This is a genomic window from Microlunatus sagamiharensis (assembly GCF_900105785.1).
GTDB classification, from domain to species: Bacteria; Actinomycetota; Actinomycetes; order Propionibacteriales; family Propionibacteriaceae; genus Microlunatus; species Microlunatus sagamiharensis.
Window position 1 is genome coordinate 1,449,487 of record NZ_LT629799.1, and the last position, 15,492, is coordinate 1,464,978.

The following is a 15,492-nucleotide window of genomic DNA, read 5'->3' on the forward strand; positions in this document are numbered from 1 at the left end:
GCCGGGGTGATGCCGGGCAGGGTGCAGGAGTCAGGAGCGGCGGGCGCGCCGTCGGACGGGCGGCAGCAGCTCCGCGTCGCCGGTCAGCAGCTCGCGCGCCACGTCGGCGTCGGTCACGACGGAGGTGACCGCCCGGCCGCGCAGGACGCTGCGCAGCGCCGTGGCCTTCGCGGGGCCGCCGGCGACCGCGACGACCTCCGGCACCCGCATCAGCTCGTGGTGGGAGATGCCGATGCGGCGCTGGTCGAGGGCGGTGGCGAGCGGTCGCCCCTCGGGGTCGTAGAGCATCGCGCACATCTCCGCGGCCACGGTCTGGCGGCGCAGCGCGGTGTGGTCGCGCGGCTCGAGGACCGGGTAGAGCTGCGAGCCGTCGGCGTCCCAGCTGCCCACCGCGACGACGGCGACGCTGACGCGCTTCCACTGCGCCATCGTCGCCTTGATCGAGGGCTGCCGGGCGAGGCCGGCGGCGGTCTGGGCGTCCGGGACGACGAGCGGGGCGTAGAGCGGGTAGTGCGCGCCGTGCGAGGCGGACAGCAGCTGGCGCACCAGGTCGGCGTTGTTCGTGGCGACCGACCCGGCGATCCCGGTGAGCTGGACGATCTCGCAGGCGGGCAGATCACGCACCTGGTCGGCCATGGCGGACAGGGTGCGGCCCCAGGCCACCCCCAGGACGTCGTCGGCGGTGACGAGCTCGGCGAGCAGGTCGGCGGCGGCCCGCCCGAGCGCCGGCCGCAGGGCGTCGGGGTCGCGGAAGGGTCCGTTCACCACGACGGCCCGGTGCAGGTGGTAGCGCTGCCGCAGCTGCTCGGCCAGCTCGGCGTCGCTGGAGCCGACGTCGGCGATCTCGATGCGGACCAGGCCGCTGGCCAGCGAGTCCTCGAGGATCCGCGCCACCTTGAAGCGCGACAGGTCGTGCAGCTTGGCGATCTCGACCTTGCTGAGCCCCTCGAGGTAGTAGGCGCGGGCGATGGCCACGGCGAGCTGCGTGGCCGACCGGGTGGGCTGCGTGGCCAGCGGGGCGGTCGGCGGGGTGGTCGGGTCAGCCGACATCGCGGGTCCTGTCTCCTCGGGCCGGGGACGGCCGCGAGCATATCCGGGGGTCGACGGGGTCACGGCGGGCCGGCGTCACTGCACGTCGGCGTCACTGCAGGTTGGCGTGACGGGCCTGCATCGCGGCGTGCACCTCCGGGTCGGCGCCCGAGAGCCGCAGCGCGACGGCGTCGAGGACGAGGAGCGCGCACTGCTCGAACAGCGACCCCCCGAACTGCGTGCTCGCGGCGGTGGGCAGGAGCAGGCGTCGGTGCGCGAGAGCGGCGAGCGGGCTGGTGGCGTCGGCGGTCACGACCAGCAGGTCGGCACCCTGCTCGACCGCGACCCCGGCGAGGTGCAGGGTGAGCGGCGTACGGCCCGAGGCCGACAGCGCCACGAGGTGGTCGCCGGGACCGACCGCCGGCGCGGTCGCCTCGCCGACGGCGTGCACGGCCCGGCCCAGGTGCCCGACCCGCATGGCGGCCATGCGGGCCACCAGGCCCGAGCGGCCCTGGCCGGTGAAGAACCAGCGGCCGCCGCGCTCGCCGAGGAACGCGGCCGCCTCGTCCAGGTCCGGCGGTCGCACCTGCTCGAGGACCTGGGCGACCTCGGCCGCGACCACCGCCAGCGGGGTGCCGCCCCGGGGACCCGCGGACGGGCTCTCCGGGGCGGCGGTCACGCTACTTGCCACCCGCGCGCGGGTAGACGATCGACTTCAGGCTCTCCGGGTTGAGGTCGGACTCGAGCGCCTCGCCGGCGTGGTCGAGGTCGAACTTGCCCGTGACCAGCGAGTCGAGCTCGATCTGGCCGGTGGAGACGAGGTGGATCGCGGCCGGCCACGTGTCGGTGTAGCGGAAGATGCCGGTGACGCTCACCTCCCGGTTCTGGATGTGCTCGACCGGCAGCACCATCTCCGACGAGCCGAGCCCGACGAGGACGGCGGTGCCGGCGGGGCGGACGGCCTGGATGCCGGAGTAGACGGCCCGGGCCGCGCCGCTGGCGTCGACGAACGCGTTGACGTCGAGGCCGGCGGTCGCGACGTCGGTCTCGACGGGGTCGATGACCCGCGTCGCGCCGTAGCGCAGGGCCCGCTCCCGACGCTCGGGAACGAGGTCGGTGACGATGATCTCCGCCGCGCCGAAGGCCTTCGCCGTCTGCGCGCAGATGATGCCGATCGGGCCCGCGCCGGCGATGAGGATGCTCGAGCCGGGCACGATGCCGGCCTTGCGCATGGTGGTGATGGCCACCGACAGCGGCTCGAGGAGCGCCGCCGCCTCGTCCGACATCGAGTCGGGGACCTTGTGGGCGAACTCGGTGCGGATGACGGCGTACTCGGCGAAGGAGCCGTCGATCGGCGGGGTGGCGTAGAACTCCATGTACGGGCAGAGGTTGTAGCGCCCGGCCATGCACTCGCGGCAGCGGCGGCAGTTGCGCTGCGGCTCGATGGCCACGCGCTCGCCGATGCGGGACTCCGGCACGTCGGAGCCGACGGCGACGATGACGCCGGAGCACTCGTGGCCCAGGATCATCGGCTCCTTGACGACGAAGCCGCCGGCCTCGCCGTGGCGGTAGTAGTGCGTGTCGGACCCGCAGACGCCCACGGCGCTGATCTTGATGAGGACCTCGTCGGACGCGTACGCCGGGACGGGGACCTGCTCGACCTTGAGGGCCTTGGCGCCGGTGAGGACGCTGGCGGTCATCTGGAGCGGGATGTCGGTGACGGTCATGCGGTTCGCCTTTCGGTGGTGCTGACTGTGGAGCGGTCGGAAGTGGTGCGGTCGGGGGTGGTGCCGGTCGTGCGGGGCGGTGCGGTGGGCGCGGCGGTCGAGGGCGCGTGGGAGAGCAGGCTCCGCCCCGAGACCACGAACTCGGCGCCGCCGCGGCGGCACCGGTGCGCGAGCTCCGGGGTGACCCCTCCGTCGACCGCGACCGGCAGCGTCCGGGCGAGAGTCTCCACCTTGCCCACCAGCGACGCGTCGGCGGCCTGCCGCGTCCCGGGCGGCACGAGCATCAGAAGAGCGCCGTCCAGCCCGGCGAGGGGCTCCCGGGGTCCGGCGAGGGTGGGTGCGACCTCCTCGAGCAGGCGGACGCCGGTCCGGCGCAGGGCGTCGAGGGCGGGACGCTGCGCGGCGATCTGCGGCGCGGCGGTGGCGAGCGTCGCGAGCGCGAGGTCGTGCCCGGCCCGCACCGCGAGCGGTGCGTCGGGGTCCGGGCCGTCGTGGAGCACGATCAGGTGCAGGTCGAGGCGAGCCTCCGGCAGGAGCGCGCGGACCGCGTACAGCTCGGCCCAGGTCACGCCCTGGTGGCCCCCGGGGCCGACGATGACGTCGACGTGCACCCGGCAGCCGGCCTCGTGGAGCAGCCGCGCCGCCTCCAGCCGCTCGCCAGGGTCGACGGCGTACAAGCTGCCGCTGACGGCGTGCGATCCGAGGTCGCGGTGCCAGGGCTGCAGGACGACGCTCACCGGTGCCCGGGCCCGTCGGTGCCGTCGAGCCCGTCGAGCCCGTCGAGTGCCGTGACGGCGGCGGTGGCCTCGTAGCGGCGCCAGGCCCCGTCGCGGGCGGCCCTCGGCTCGGCGGCCGGGCGCGTGGCCGGCGCCCAGCGGTCGCGGAGCACGGTGACGGGCTCGCCGAGGGCGACGGCCGCGGCCTGGACCGCGGCGCCGCGCGCGGTGGACTCGGGAGCGTCGGGGTGCAGCACGGGACGCTGGGTGACGTCGGCCAGCAGCTGGGTGTAGGCGCGGGAGCGCGCACCGCCGCCCACGGCCAGGACCCGGCCGCCGGTGGGCACGCCGACCCGCTCAAGGTGGCGCTGGCCGGCGTGCAGCCCGAAGACCACGCCCTCGTACGCCGCCCGCGCCAGCTCCTCGCGGGTGGTGGCGGTCGTGAGCCCGGAGAGCAGGCCGGAGGCGTCCGGGCGGTTCGGGGTGCGCTCGCCGTCGAGGTACGCGGCCAGCACGGGGCCGGGGCTCGCGGGGTCGGCGGCGAGGGCGAGGTCGGACAGCCCGTCGTGGGTCGTGCCCAGCAGCCGCGCGAAGGTGTCGGTCGTCCGGGCGGCGTTGAGCGTGCTGACGAGCGGCAGGTAGCCGCCGGTCAGGTCGGCGACCCCGTCGACGTGGCCCTCGGGGTCGCGCACGGGCGTCGGGCTCAGCGCCATGACCACGCCGGAGGTGCCGAAGGAGTAGACGACGTCGCCCTCGACGATGCCGAGGCCGAGCGCCGTGGCGTGCTGGTCGCCGCCGCCGGGACCGACCCGCACCGGACCGACGGTCCCGGGCAGCCCGAGCTCGGCGAGCACGGCGGGCAGGACCTCGCCGGCGACGTCGTCGGGGCCGAGCACCTCGGGCAGCATCGGCGCCCAGTCGCGGTCGGCGACCAGACGCAGGTGGTCGAGGAGGTAGGTGCCCTGCGCCGCGTCGTAGTAGGCGGTGCCGGAGGCCTCGGAGCGGTCGGTGACGGCCCGCCCCGTCAGCCGGAAGGTCAGGTAGTCGTGGGGGAGGAGCATCCGCCGCACGCGGGCGAAGGCCTCGGGCTCGTGGCGGGCGAGCCAGGCCACCTTGCTCAGCGTGAAGGCCGCCGTGGGCAGCGAACCCGTCCGCTCGACGAGCGCCGCGTCGCCGATCTGCGCCCGCAGCGCGAGGAGCTCAGGCGTGGAGGTCGTGTCGTTCCAGAGCTTGGCCGGCCGCACGACCGTGTCGTGCGCGTCGAGGACGACGAGCCCGTGGCACTGCGCCGCGACGCTGACCGCGCGCAGGTGGCGGGCCTGGTCGCCGGCGGCGCGGACGGCCTGGGAGAAGGCGGCGACGAGGGCCGTCCACCAGTCCTCCGGGTGCTGCTCGCTGCGCGGCGGCGAGGCGGGCGGGTGCGGGGCGGAGCCCGACGCGACGACGACACCGTCGGAGAGCCGGCGCAGCTCGACCTTGCACGACTGCGTCGAGGAGTCGACGCCCGCGACCAGGCCCTGCTCGGTGCTGCTCATCGGTGCTCCTCCCGCTCGCCGTCGACCCGACCCACCCGTGGCACGTCCCGGGCCGTCCTCGACGGACCCGGGACGCCGCCTGCGGCTACTTGATCAGGCCGGCCTTCTTGTAGAGGTCGACGTACTCGTCGGCGTTGTCCTTGCTGATCAGCGGGTTGCCGATGTTGGTGTCGATGGTCGTCTGGTTGCCCTCGAGCAGGTCGTTGACCGCCTTCAGGTTGAGCTGGGCCAGCTCCTGCGCGTTCTGCAGCGAGGTCGCGGTCATCGTGCCCTCCTGGACCAGCAGGGTGGCCTCGGGGGTGCCGTCGACGCCGTAGGCCTGGATGTCGCCGAAGCCGGACTTGCCCTTGACCGCCTCGAGCGCGCCGGAGGCCATGTTGTCGTTCATCGAGACGATGGCGTCGACGTCGGGGTTGGCCAGCGACCAGTCCTCCATCAGCGAGAGGGCCTCGTCCTTGTTCCAGTTCGCGGTGTCCTCGGCGACGATCGTGACGTCGGACCGCTTCTCGAAGAACTCCTTCTGCCACGCCTCGCGCCGCTGGGTGCTGTGGAAGTTCCCGGGCGGGCCGTTGAGCACGACGACGTTGGCCCCCTGGTCGATGCCCTCGAGGGCGTCCTTGGCCACGACCGCGCCCTGGTCGTACGGGTTGGCGTCGACCGAGCTGGCGCCGTTGATGCCCTCGACCCGCGGGTTCGTCGTGATCGTCACGATGCCCGCGTCGGCGCTCTGCTGGATGTACGGCTTCTGGGCCTCGCCGTTGTTGGCCTGGACGATGATCGCGTCGAACTTGTTCGCGACGGCGTTCTCGATCAGCCGGTTCTCGACCTCGTCGTCGGCCTGGCCGTCGAAGACCTCGAGGGTGATCTTCGGGTACTTGGTGGCCTCGGCCTTCATCTCGTTGGCCAGCCACGCGGCGAAGGAGTCGGCCTGCGCGCGGGCGACGTACGCCACGCGGTAGGAGTCCTTCGGCTCACGGGGCTCGGTGCTGCCGCCTGAGCCGGGGTTGCCGGTCGTGACGCTGCAGGCGGCGAGGCCGAGCGAGGCGACGGCGGCGACGCCGGCGGTGAACATCCTGCGGGAGAGGGTCTTCATCGGTCCTTCTTCGGTGTGGGTGCGGTTCGGGCGGACGGAGCGGCTACGGGGAGGGGGAGACGGTGCGGGACGGACGGGCCGCGGCTCAGGAGGAGCGCTGCCCCGCGGCGGCGCGAGGCTGCTCGGACGCCCCGCTCGGCGGCGGGCCCGCCTCGCCCCTGGGCTCGGAGCGGAGGATCGTCGTCCGCGCCTTGCCGCGCTTGCTGAAGACGTCGTACGCCACGGCGACGACGATGATCAGGCCCATGACGATCTGCTGGACGTAGGAGCCGATGCCGATCAGGTTCATGATGTTGCCGAGCACGCCGACGATCAGCGCGCCGGCGAGGGTGCCGAAGACGCCGCCGACGCCGCCGGAGAAGCTCGTGCCGCCGATGATCGGGGCGGTGATGGCCTGCAGCTCGTAGCCGATGCCGGCGTTGGGCAGCCCGGCGTTGACGCGGGACATGAAGATCACGCCGGCCAGCCCGACGAGGACGCCGTTGACCAGGAAGGCCTGGTACTTGGTCCGTTCCACGGCGATGCCGGCCGCCCGGGCCGCCTCCTCGTTGCCGCCCACGGCGTAGACCGCGCGGCCGTAGCGGGTCTGGTTCATCAGGTACCAGACGACCGCGGTGACGACGAGGAGCACGAGCACCGGGATCGGCAGCAGCCCGCCGAGGTTGCCCTGGCCGATGAGGATGAAGTCGCCGAGCTGGAGCACGTTCTGGCCCTGGGTCAGCTGCAGGACCGCACCGCGGGCCATCAGCATCATGCCGAGCGTGACGATGAAGGCGGGGGTGCGCAGCGTCGCGACCAGGAAGGCGTTGACCAAGTTGCAGGCGACGCCGATCGCCACGCCCACCAGGACCGCGAGCAGCAGGTTGCCGCTGCTCTTGTACGCGATCACCGACGCGACGCCCGCGAAGGCCATCACCGCACCGGCCGACAGGTCGATCATGCCGCCGATGATCAGCGTCATCGCGCCGTAGGCGAGGATCGTGATCACGGCCGTCTGGCGCAGCACGTTGAAGAGGTTGTCCGAGCTGAGGAAGTTCTCGCTCAGCAGGCTGGAGGCGATCAGCACGACCAGCAGGATGATGAAGATGGAGTAGCGGCTCAGGTCGAACGACCTCCGCGCTGACGTCATGGTCGTGGCCCCTCGATCTCGTTCATGGCGTGCTTGAGGATGGTTTCCTGGGAGTACTCGTCGGGCGTGAGCTCGGCGGTGAGCCGGCCGGCCGACATCACGTAGATGCGGTCGCACATCCCGATGAGCTCGGGCAGCTCGGAGCTGATCATCAAGATCGCCCGTCCCTGCTTCGCGAGGTCGGTCATGATCTTGTAGATCTCGTACTTGGCGCCGACGTCGATGCCGCGGGTCGGCTCGTCGAGCAGCAGCACCTTCGGGTCGGCGATGAGCCAGCGGGCGAGCAGCACCTTCTGCTGGTTGCCGCCGCTGAGCGCGGCGATCTTGGTCTCGGTGCTCGGCGCCTTCACGTTCATCTTGGTGAAGTACTCGTCGACGAGCGCCTGCTCCTCGCGGGCGTGGGCGTAGCCGCCGTGCACGACCTTGTCGAGGCTGGCGAGCACCGCGTTCTTCTTGATGCTCAGCTCGGGGACGATGCCGACCAGGCGGCGGTCCTCCGACAGCATGGCGATGCCGGCGGCGATCGCCTTGCGCGGGTCGCCGAGCTCGACGGGCCGGCCGTCGACCTCGACCCGGCCGGCGTCGAGCGGGTCGAGCCCGAAGACGGCGCGGACGACCTCGCTGCGGCCGGCGCCGATGAGACCGGCCAGCCCGACGATCTCGCCGGCGCGGACCTCGAGGTCGATGTCGGCGAACATCCGCTCGGTCGACAGCCCGCTCGCGCGGAAGACCGTCTCGCCGATCTCGACCTGCTCCTTGGGGTACGACTGGTGGTCGAGGTCGCGCCCGACCATCTCGGCGATCACCTGGGCGGGGCTGGTGGCGCTCGCCGCCCGGGAGCTGACCACGGCGCCGTCGCGCAGCACGCTGATGTCGTCGGCGAGCGCGAAGACCTCGTCCATCTTGTGCGAGATGTAGACGACCGAGCGGCCCTCGGCGACGAGCGCGCGGATCTTGGCGAACAGCGCCTCGACCTCGCGGTGGGCGATCGCGGAGGTCGGCTCGTCCATCACCAGCACGTCGGCGCTGTGGTAGACGGCGCGGGCGATCTCGAGGGTCTGGATCTCGGAGACGGTCAGCGTGCCGAGGCGGCGGTTGACGTCGAGGCCGAGGCCCTCGGCCGCCAGGATCCGGCGGGCCTCGCGACGGATGTGGCCCCAGTCGACGCGTCCGAGGCGGGTGGGCAGGCGCCCGATGAAGAAGCTCTCCGCGATGGTCATCGCGGGGACGTAGTTGAGCTCCTGGGCGATCATCGCGATGCCGTTCGCCCGGGCCTCGATGGGGTTTCGGACGCGCACCTCCTCGCCGCGGACGGTGATCGTGCCGGCGTCGGGGGAGTAGATGCCGTTGACGATCTTCATCAGCGTCGACTTCCCGGCACCGTTCTCGCCGCACAGGGCGTGCACGGTGCCGGGTCGCACGTCGAACGTGACGTCGTCGAGGGCCTTCACCCCGGGGAAGGACTTCGAGACACCCCGGACCGAGAGGAGGGTTTCGGCCGGCCGGGCGTCGCGCGGACTCTCCACCGTCTCGGCGGTCACTGCCGCGGCTCCAGGACCGTCATCGGGCTGCCTCTCGTCGACGAGCGTGCTCTCTTCCTCACATGAGACGTACGAGCGTCTCAGGTGAGCAGGACGTGCACGTTAGCCCGACGACCGCCTCATGTGTCAAACGCGTGACGCTCAGGTGAGCACAAGGGGTTTCGAGGCGAGGGCCGTGGCGAGGAGCCCGCCGGGGGCCTCAGGGCTGGACGAGCTCCAGGTCCTCGAGCTGCCCGGGGTGCGTCGGCCGCCAGCCCAGCGCCTGCTGCGTGTGCGCGCTCGAGGAGGGCTGGTCCATGGCGAAGATCGGGCCGAACGGTCCGAAGTGCTCCACGGGCCGGGCCTCGACCGGCAGCCCCAGGCGACGCCCGATCACCGCGGCGATGTCGCGCACCGCGTCGCCCTCGTCGCCGACGGCGTGCCACGCCGTGCCCGCCGGGGCCGACTCGAGCGCGATCCGGAACAGCGACGCGGCGTCGGCCGCGTGGACGGCGGGCCAGCGCTGGGTGCCGTCGCCGGGGTAGGCCGAGACGCCGGTGCGCCGGGCCAGGTCGGTCAGCAGCCCCGCGAACCCGCCCTGCCCGTCGGCGTGGACCGTGCGCGGCATGCGGACGGCGCTGCTGCGGACGCCGCGGTCGGCCAGGGCCAGCGCCGCCTCGACGGTGGCCCCGCGCTCGCCCAGGCCCTCGCCCGTGGGGAGGGGGTCGGCCTCGGTGGACAGCCGACCCGGGATCCACGGCGTGCCGGAGACCACGACCAGAGGGCGGTCAGACTCGACGAGCTGCTCGCCCAGAGCGCGGACGGCGAGGCCCTCCTCGGCGATCGAGCGCGCGATCGCCGCCGGGTCGCCGTAGTCGCGCCCGAAGGCGAGGCTCACCACGCCATCGGCGGAGCCGGCGCCCCGTCGGAGCAGGTCGACGTCGGACAGGTCGCCGCGCAGGACCTCGGCCCCGGCGGCCCCGAGCGTGGCCGCGGAGGCGTCCGAGCGGGCGAGCGCGAGAACGGTGTGGTCGTGGGCGAGGAGCTCGGCGACGACCGCCGAGCCGATGGTGCCGGTGCCTCCGGTGACGAAGACGTGCATGGTTCCTCCTGGTGATGAGACGGATGTCCCATCACCGTACACCGCGATGCGACACCTGTCCCGTCGCTAGGCTGGGGCCATGGGTCGTTGGGAGCCGGGCGCACGGGAGCGCCTCGTGGTAGCCGCGGTCGACCTCTTCACCGAGCAGGGCTACGACGACACGACGGTCGCGCAGATCGCCGAGCGCGCCGGCCTCACCCGCAGCACCTTCTTCCGGCACTTCTCCGACAAGCGCGAGCTGCTGGTCGCAGGGCAGCAGACGCTCAGCAGCCTGCTGGCCGAGGGCGTCGCCGAGGCACCGGAGGGCACGAGCCCGCTGGCGGCGGTCGCGGCCGGGCTGGAGCGGGCCTCGGGAGCCATGGGTCCCGCGAACCGCGACCTCGGGCCCCGCATCCGGGCCGCGGTGGCGGCCAGCAGCGAGCTGCAGGAGCGCGACGCCCTCAAGAACGTCGGCATGGCCGCGGCGATGACCGAGGCGCTGCTCGCGCGCGGCGTCGCCGCCCCGACGGCCCGGGTGGCCGCCGAGCTCGGCGTGCTCGCCTTCAAGCAGGGCTTCGCCGACTGGTCCGAGGGCGGGGCCGACGACGGCCGCGACCTCGCAGCCTGCGCGCTCGCCGCCCTGGAGGACCTGCAGGCCGCGACGGCCACGCTGCGCTGACCGGCCGGTCAGCGCCTCAGGGTCATCAGCCAGGCGAGCAGGTACGCCCGGCTGTCGCCGTCGTCCACCCACTGCTGGTCGAGGGTGGTCGCCGTGGCCAGCGCGGCCCGGCGCTGCTCCTCGCCCTCGAGCGCGGAGTACATCAGCAGGTAGTCGCCGAACTTCTGCGCGTACGACCCGCCGGTCGCCTCCTCGACCGCCGGCCCGATGCGGCTCGGGTCGCTGCCCAGGTAGGTCGAGGCCGGGTTCATCGGGATGAGCAGGATGCCGAGCATCGCCGCCGGCTCCGCGGAGAACCAGGTGCCGTAGTCCCGCTTGCCGCCCCAGTTGAGCGAGACGACGCGGTGGCCGTAGCCCTCGTACGCCTGCGCCGAGGTGTCGACGTCGTTCCAGTAGGCCAGCGACGACTGCGCCTCCAGCGAGGTCAGCCAGACCGCCTCGCTGCGCAGCGCCTCGTCCCCGCTCGCCTGGGCCCAGGTGGCCAGCCCCACCCAGGCGTTGACCGCCTCCGAGCTCGACTCCTGGTTGTTGCCGTCGGCGAAGGGGGCCGTGCCCGACGCCCAGGAGTGGCCCGCGTACACGTCGAAGACGCGGAGGTCGGGGAAGGCGCCCCCGGAGCCGGAGGACGCGATGTCCGCCGCGAGCAGGTCCATCACCGGGGCCCAGCGTTGGGCGAGCGCAGGGTCGTCCTGGGCCACCACGCCGGCGGCGAAGAGCAGGTAGCCGTAGTGGAAGTGGTGGTCGTTGAACTCGTCGGAGCCGAAGGACGCGGTGAGCCCGACCATGCCCCGCGCCTGCTCGTCGTAGACGAAGCACACGGCGGCGCGGGAGGCGCAGCCCTGGGGCTCGGTCCACTGGTCGAGCGCCGTGACCAGCCGGGCCTTGATCGTCGCCGCCGCGTCGTCGGCCCCGACCTGCGTGGCCAGCCGGTAGAGCATCGACGCGCGGTAGAGGGCCTTGCCGCCGAAGTAGGTGTCGGACGGGAAGGCCGGGGTCTCCGCGACGTCGGTGCGCACCTGCGCGGCGAGCGTGGCGCGCTCCGCGTCGGTGAGCCGGCTGGTGTCGAGCGCGCTGGTCGGCGTCGTCACGGGTGCGGTCCAGGACAGCTCGTGACCGGCGCAGACGCTCAGCGTGCCGTAGATGCTCGGGTAGGTGCCGAGGTCGCACCGCGGGTCCCCGGCCGGGTTGGCCGCCTGGTGGGGCAGCCGGGCGAAGGCGGTGTCGCCCTCGGCGGCGTACGTCAGCGTCGTGGTGGCCACGTCGCCGTCGAGGCGGTAGGTGTGCGAGCCGCCCGTCAGCGGGTGCTTGGCGAGCCCCGCCAGTGCGGCGGCCGAGCCGTCGGCCGGGACGGGGAACCAGGTGGCGACCCCGGAGTCCTCGAGGTCGACGGTGCTGCCGTCGAGCGTGCCGTCGGTGAGGACCAGCGCGTAGGTGACCGGTCCGACGACCGCCGTGGCGTAGCCGTCGTGCGCGACCCAGGGCAGCGTGGTGCGGACCTGCTGCGCCCGCTCGGCGTGGTAGCTGACGAAGGGCGAGCCCTCCGCGACCACCGTCCGCCCGAGCGCGGCACCCTGGGCGTCGCGGCTCTCGACCGTGACGCTCAGGGTGTCGTACGCGGTGACGACCGCGGAGGCCGCGCCGACGTCGACGCCGACGTCGGGCACGTGCCCGCCGGCGATCGTCTTCGCGGTGGTGGTGACGCGCGGCTCGCCGAGGGCGAAGCCCGACCCGGTGAGCGCGAAGGACAGCGGCAGCGGGAACACCGGCTGCGGCTGCTCGCCGAAGACCAGGCCGGAGAACCAGCGGTTCGTCGGCGGGACGAGCCCGTCGGCCAGCCGGCTCGCCGGGAGCGGCTTCACCGTGCGGTGCACCACCCCGGCGACCAGCGGGTCGACCTGCTCGGCGCCGAGGACGGTCGTGGTCGTCGACGGCGGGGGAGCGGCGCTCGACGGTCCCGAGCCGCCGGTGGGCTGCTCGGGCGAGCACCCCACCAGCCCGAGGGCGAGCACGACGCCGGCGGCCAGGAGCGCCCGGGACCTCAGCTCAGGCCGATCTGGCGCAGGAAGGCGAACGCGGAGTCGCTGACGCCCGCGAGGGGGCCGTCGTCGCGGAGCCGCACGGTGGCGACGACGGGCGTGCCCGTCCGGGTCAGCGTGCTGAGCGTGGGGTCTGTGAGCGCCGGGCTGTCCACCCGGATCTCGGCGGCCGCGTTGCCCTGCTCGGTGGCGACCTTGACCGTGCTGACCGTGCCGTCGACCTTCTGGTTGTTCGGCAGCAGGATCGACACCTCGGCGCCCTTCTGCACCCGCTCGTAGTCGCGCGGCGTCAGCAGGTACTGCGCGCGGACGAACTGCGAGCCGGTGACGACGATGCGGGCGAAGGACTGCCCGCCGGTCAGGGTGGTGCCGAGCTTGGCCCGCACCTCGTCGACCTGGCCCGGGACGGTGGCCAGGTAGGTGATGGTGCCCTTCTTGGTGTCGACGGTGTAGGCCTCGGTGCTCTTGACCTTGACCTTGTTCGCGACGTCGGCCGCCATGGCCGGGCTCTGCATGGTGAAGAGCGGGTCGCCGACGGCGACCACGTCGTTCTCGCGGACGTCCTGCTCGATCACGGTGCCGCCGTAGCCGGCGCCGACGTCGTACGCGTCGGTGCCGATCGTGGCGGTCAGGCTCTGCGCCTGGGTCTGGCGCTGGTTGAAGATGATCGTCAGCACGGCGACGAGCGCGAGCACGCCGAGCAGGCCGCCGACCAGGCGGAGACGGTTGGTCCAGGTCATGCGAGGTTCCTCGTCTGGGAGCCGGCGCCGACGAGGACGCCAGGGGTGGCCGGGGTGGCCGGGGCAGGGAAGAGCGGGCCGTCGGCCTGCAGGGCCGGCTCCGCGGGGGCGTCCGGCAGGGTCCAGCCCGGGGCCGGGGTCGTGTCGCGGAGCGCGCGGGTCGGAGCCGGGTGGTTGTTGCGCCAGGACTCGCGCAGCGCGACGACCATGAAGACGCCGAGGATGAGCGTGTTGGTCACGTTCCAGCCGGTCGCGAGGGTGAGCTGGCTGTTGTCGACGTCGCGCCAGATCGCCACGACCGACGTCAGCGCCAGGAAGACGAACACGCACACCTGCGGGATGATGAAGCTGAACGGCGACTCCGGCCGACCGCCCCGGCCCCCGGTCACGTGCCACTTCTGCTCCTTGCCGACGAAGGCGTTGACCAGCGCGGCGAGGTAGATCGGGAACGACACCGCGGCGAGCATCAGCACCTCCCAGCGGAACGAGCCGAGGGTGTAGAAGGCGAGCAGGACCTGCATCAGGTAGAAGCCGGCGTAGTAGATCACCCAGGTCGTGATCGAGATGTCGAGGTTGACCGGCCGCAGGTCGAAGAAGATCTCCAGCGGCGGCACGAGCAGCAGCAGCCCGGGGGCGATCCCGGTCAGGTAGTGCGTCGCCGTGACCAGGTACATCAGCCGCTGGTCCATGGTCAGCCGGCGACGCGGGCTCAGCGGGTTGTGCGTGAACATGATCTCGAAGCCGCCGGTCGCCCAGCGCAGCTGCTGCTTGGTGTAGGCCTCGATCGTCTCGGGCGCGTCGCCGACCGCGAGGGTCTGCGGGATGTAGATCGTGCGCCAGCCGCGCTCGTGCATCATCAGCGAGGTCCACACGTCCTCGGACTTGGAGTCGGTGTAGATGCCGCCCACGTCATCGACGGCCGCGCGGCGGTAGATGACGTTGGTGCCGACGCAGAAGGCCGCGTTGAAGTGGTTCCGGCCGCTCTGCACGAACTTGTAGAACACGGTCTGCATGTAGCCGGCGCCGCGCGAGATCAGGTTGTGGAGGTTCCCGTACGCCTGCGGGGTCTGCACGAAGGCGACCGTCCGGTCGACGAAGAAGGGCACCGTCTCCACGAGGAACTCGGGGCGGGGCACGAAGTCGGCGTCGAAGACCGCGAAGTACTCCGACGACACCAGGGACAGCGCGTGATTGATGTTGCCCGCCTTGGCCCCGCCGCCGCTGAGCCGGCGGATGTAGCCGCAGCCGATCTCGGCCGCCATCGCGCGGACCTCGTCGGAGCGACCGTCGTCGAGGACGTAGGTGCCGTGACGTCCGCGGATCGCCATCGCGGCCACGGCGGTCCGGCGGATCACCGCGACGTCCTCGCCGTAGACGGGGATGAAGACGTCGATCCTGAGCTCGCGGCCGTCGAGCACGACCGGCCACCGCTCCGGGTAGTCCTCGAGGCCCTCGGCGACGATGCGGTCGCGGTCGAAGAGCAGCGTCTTCGCTTCGTGGTAGGGGAAGTCGCGTGGTCCGCGGGTCCCGGCCAGGATCGTCCAGCCCGACAGCAGGGCGTGCAGGATCAGGACCAGCTCGGCGACGAGCACGAGCAGGTAGGGCAGCAGGCTGCCGCGGTTGCCCGGCGCGAGCAGGAAGGCGGCGTAGCGCAGGATCCCGAGCGTCGCGATGATCGTGATGACGATCAGCACGGGCGGGTAGGGGTTGGCGGTCTCGGCGCGGCGCGTCGACGAGTCGAGCTCGTCGACGCGGGCGTAGTCGTGCACAGGTCGTGCCATGCGGCAGCGCTCCCTCGGTCTTTCGGCGTTGTCGCGGGTGAGCTCGCACGGCACGGCGGTACGCGACCTGGCTGGGGTCGACGGGTGCACGGCGTAGCAGAGCTCGAACGCGACGGTGGACGCGGCAGCAGTGCCGCCGAGACGCGTCGCCGGGGGTCGCCGCGTGCCGGGGAGCACAGACCCTCGGGGACGGGACCGGTGCTCGGGTGGGCCGCCCTGGTGGCGACCGCGCGCCGGGGGACCGGCGCGGAACGTCCACGGTAGGCGGCTGCCGACAACGATGTCAAAATGCGAGGGGGCGGAGGCGCAGACCGCGGACGCGCTCGGCCTGGCGGGATGCGCCGCACGAGGGCGCGGCCGTCCGAGGTCCTGGCGGCGCTGAGACCAGGAGCCCCATCAGCCCTGACGGATTCTTTCGATCACTAG

Annotated in this window: 13 protein-coding genes; 1 reads left to right on the forward strand and 12 read right to left on the reverse strand. The window is 72.9% G+C overall.

The features are described 5' to 3' along the window. Positions 1-30 precede the first annotated feature (30 nt). The 9 genes from BLU42_RS06580 to BLU42_RS06620 form a co-directional block, all read right to left on the reverse strand. Complete coding sequence (locus BLU42_RS06580; RefSeq protein WP_091073770.1) at positions 31-1,050, reverse strand: sugar-binding transcriptional regulator; 1,020 nt, start codon at positions 1,048-1,050, stop codon at positions 31-33. Positions 1,051-1,141: 91 nt separating this feature from the next. Continuing rightward, a complete protein-coding gene (locus BLU42_RS06585; RefSeq protein ID WP_157719855.1) occupies positions 1,142-1,720 on the reverse strand; it encodes an SIS domain-containing protein in 579 nt (192 codons plus the stop codon). Continuing rightward, on the reverse strand, positions 1,710-2,756 hold the full coding sequence (locus tag BLU42_RS06590; RefSeq protein WP_091073772.1) for an NAD(P)-dependent alcohol dehydrogenase: 1,047 nt from the start codon (positions 2,754-2,756) through the stop codon (positions 1,710-1,712). Before BLU42_RS06590 ends, BLU42_RS06585 begins: the two co-directional genes overlap by 11 nt. Next, positions 2,753-3,493, reverse strand: a complete 741-nt coding sequence (locus tag BLU42_RS06595) for a beta/alpha barrel domain-containing protein (protein ID WP_091073773.1) — start codon at positions 3,491-3,493, stop codon at positions 2,753-2,755. Before BLU42_RS06595 ends, BLU42_RS06590 begins: the two co-directional genes overlap by 4 nt. Then, entirely contained in the window at positions 3,490-5,007 is a 1,518-nt protein-coding gene (gene xylB, locus BLU42_RS06600; RefSeq protein ID WP_091073774.1) for a xylulokinase, read from the reverse strand. The genes BLU42_RS06595 and xylB overlap by 4 nt, the downstream gene beginning before the upstream one ends. Before the next feature lie 85 nt (positions 5,008-5,092). After that, positions 5,093-6,100 (reverse strand): sugar ABC transporter substrate-binding protein, encoded by a 1,008-nt coding sequence (locus BLU42_RS06605; RefSeq protein WP_091073775.1) that lies wholly within the window; start codon positions 6,098-6,100, stop codon positions 5,093-5,095. An 85-nt stretch (positions 6,101-6,185) separates the two neighbouring features. Beyond that, positions 6,186-7,229: an ABC transporter permease gene (locus tag BLU42_RS06610; protein WP_091073776.1), complete on the reverse strand. Its 1,044-nt coding sequence runs from the start codon at positions 7,227-7,229 to the stop codon at positions 6,186-6,188. Then, complete coding sequence (locus tag BLU42_RS06615; RefSeq protein ID WP_197680644.1) at positions 7,226-8,770, reverse strand: sugar ABC transporter ATP-binding protein; 1,545 nt, start codon at positions 8,768-8,770, stop codon at positions 7,226-7,228. The genes BLU42_RS06610 and BLU42_RS06615 overlap by 4 nt, the downstream gene beginning before the upstream one ends. 199 nt (positions 8,771-8,969) lie before the next feature. Further along, positions 8,970-9,851, reverse strand: coding sequence for an SDR family oxidoreductase (locus BLU42_RS06620; protein WP_091073777.1), 882 nt, complete (start codon positions 9,849-9,851; stop codon positions 8,970-8,972). A 79-nt stretch (positions 9,852-9,930) separates the two neighbouring features. Here BLU42_RS06620 and BLU42_RS06625 point away from each other — a divergent pair, with 79 nt between their 5' ends. Then, the gene (locus BLU42_RS06625; RefSeq protein WP_091073778.1) at positions 9,931-10,509 is read left to right on the forward strand and encodes a TetR/AcrR family transcriptional regulator; all 579 of its coding nucleotides are present in this window, start codon (positions 9,931-9,933) and stop codon (positions 10,507-10,509) included. Between the two features lie 8 nt (positions 10,510-10,517). Here the strand turns inward: BLU42_RS06625 and BLU42_RS06630 are convergent, their stop codons facing one another. The 3 genes from BLU42_RS06630 to BLU42_RS06640 are packed head-to-tail and all read right to left on the reverse strand — an operon-like array spanning position 10,518 to position 15,066. Beyond that, a complete protein-coding gene (locus tag BLU42_RS06630) occupies positions 10,518-12,518 on the reverse strand; it encodes a glycosyl hydrolase (protein WP_197680645.1) in 2,001 nt (666 codons plus the stop codon). 29 nt (positions 12,519-12,547) lie between these two features. Next, positions 12,548-13,285 (reverse strand): HlyD family efflux transporter periplasmic adaptor subunit, encoded by a 738-nt coding sequence (locus BLU42_RS06635; protein ID WP_091073780.1) that lies wholly within the window; start codon positions 13,283-13,285, stop codon positions 12,548-12,550. Then, positions 13,282-15,066 (reverse strand): glycosyltransferase family 2 protein, encoded by a 1,785-nt coding sequence (locus BLU42_RS06640; RefSeq protein ID WP_197680646.1) that lies wholly within the window; start codon positions 15,064-15,066, stop codon positions 13,282-13,284. The genes BLU42_RS06635 and BLU42_RS06640 overlap by 4 nt, the downstream gene beginning before the upstream one ends. Positions 15,067-15,492: the final 426 nt, after the last annotated feature.

Coding starts and splice junctions, on each gene's coding strand:
- BLU42_RS06620 (WP_091073777.1), bottom strand. CDS start 9,851: ATGCACGTCTTCGTCACCGGAGGCACCGGCACCATCGGCTCGGCGGTC.
- BLU42_RS06580 (WP_091073770.1), bottom strand. CDS start 1,050: ATGTCGGCTGACCCGACCACCCCGCCGACCGCCCCGCTGGCCACGCAG.
- BLU42_RS06635 (WP_091073780.1), bottom strand. CDS start 13,285: ATGACCTGGACCAACCGTCTCCGCCTGGTCGGCGGCCTGCTCGGCGTG.
- BLU42_RS06625 (WP_091073778.1), top strand. CDS start 9,931: ATGGGTCGTTGGGAGCCGGGCGCACGGGAGCGCCTCGTGGTAGCCGCG.
- BLU42_RS06605 (WP_091073775.1), bottom strand. CDS start 6,100: ATGAAGACCCTCTCCCGCAGGATGTTCACCGCCGGCGTCGCCGCCGTC.
- BLU42_RS06640 (WP_197680646.1), bottom strand. CDS start 15,066: ATGGCACGACCTGTGCACGACTACGCCCGCGTCGACGAGCTCGACTCG.
- BLU42_RS06610 (WP_091073776.1), bottom strand. CDS start 7,229: ATGACGTCAGCGCGGAGGTCGTTCGACCTGAGCCGCTACTCCATCTTC.
- BLU42_RS06590 (WP_091073772.1), bottom strand. CDS start 2,756: ATGACCGTCACCGACATCCCGCTCCAGATGACCGCCAGCGTCCTCACC.
- xylB (WP_091073774.1), bottom strand. CDS start 5,007: ATGAGCAGCACCGAGCAGGGCCTGGTCGCGGGCGTCGACTCCTCGACG.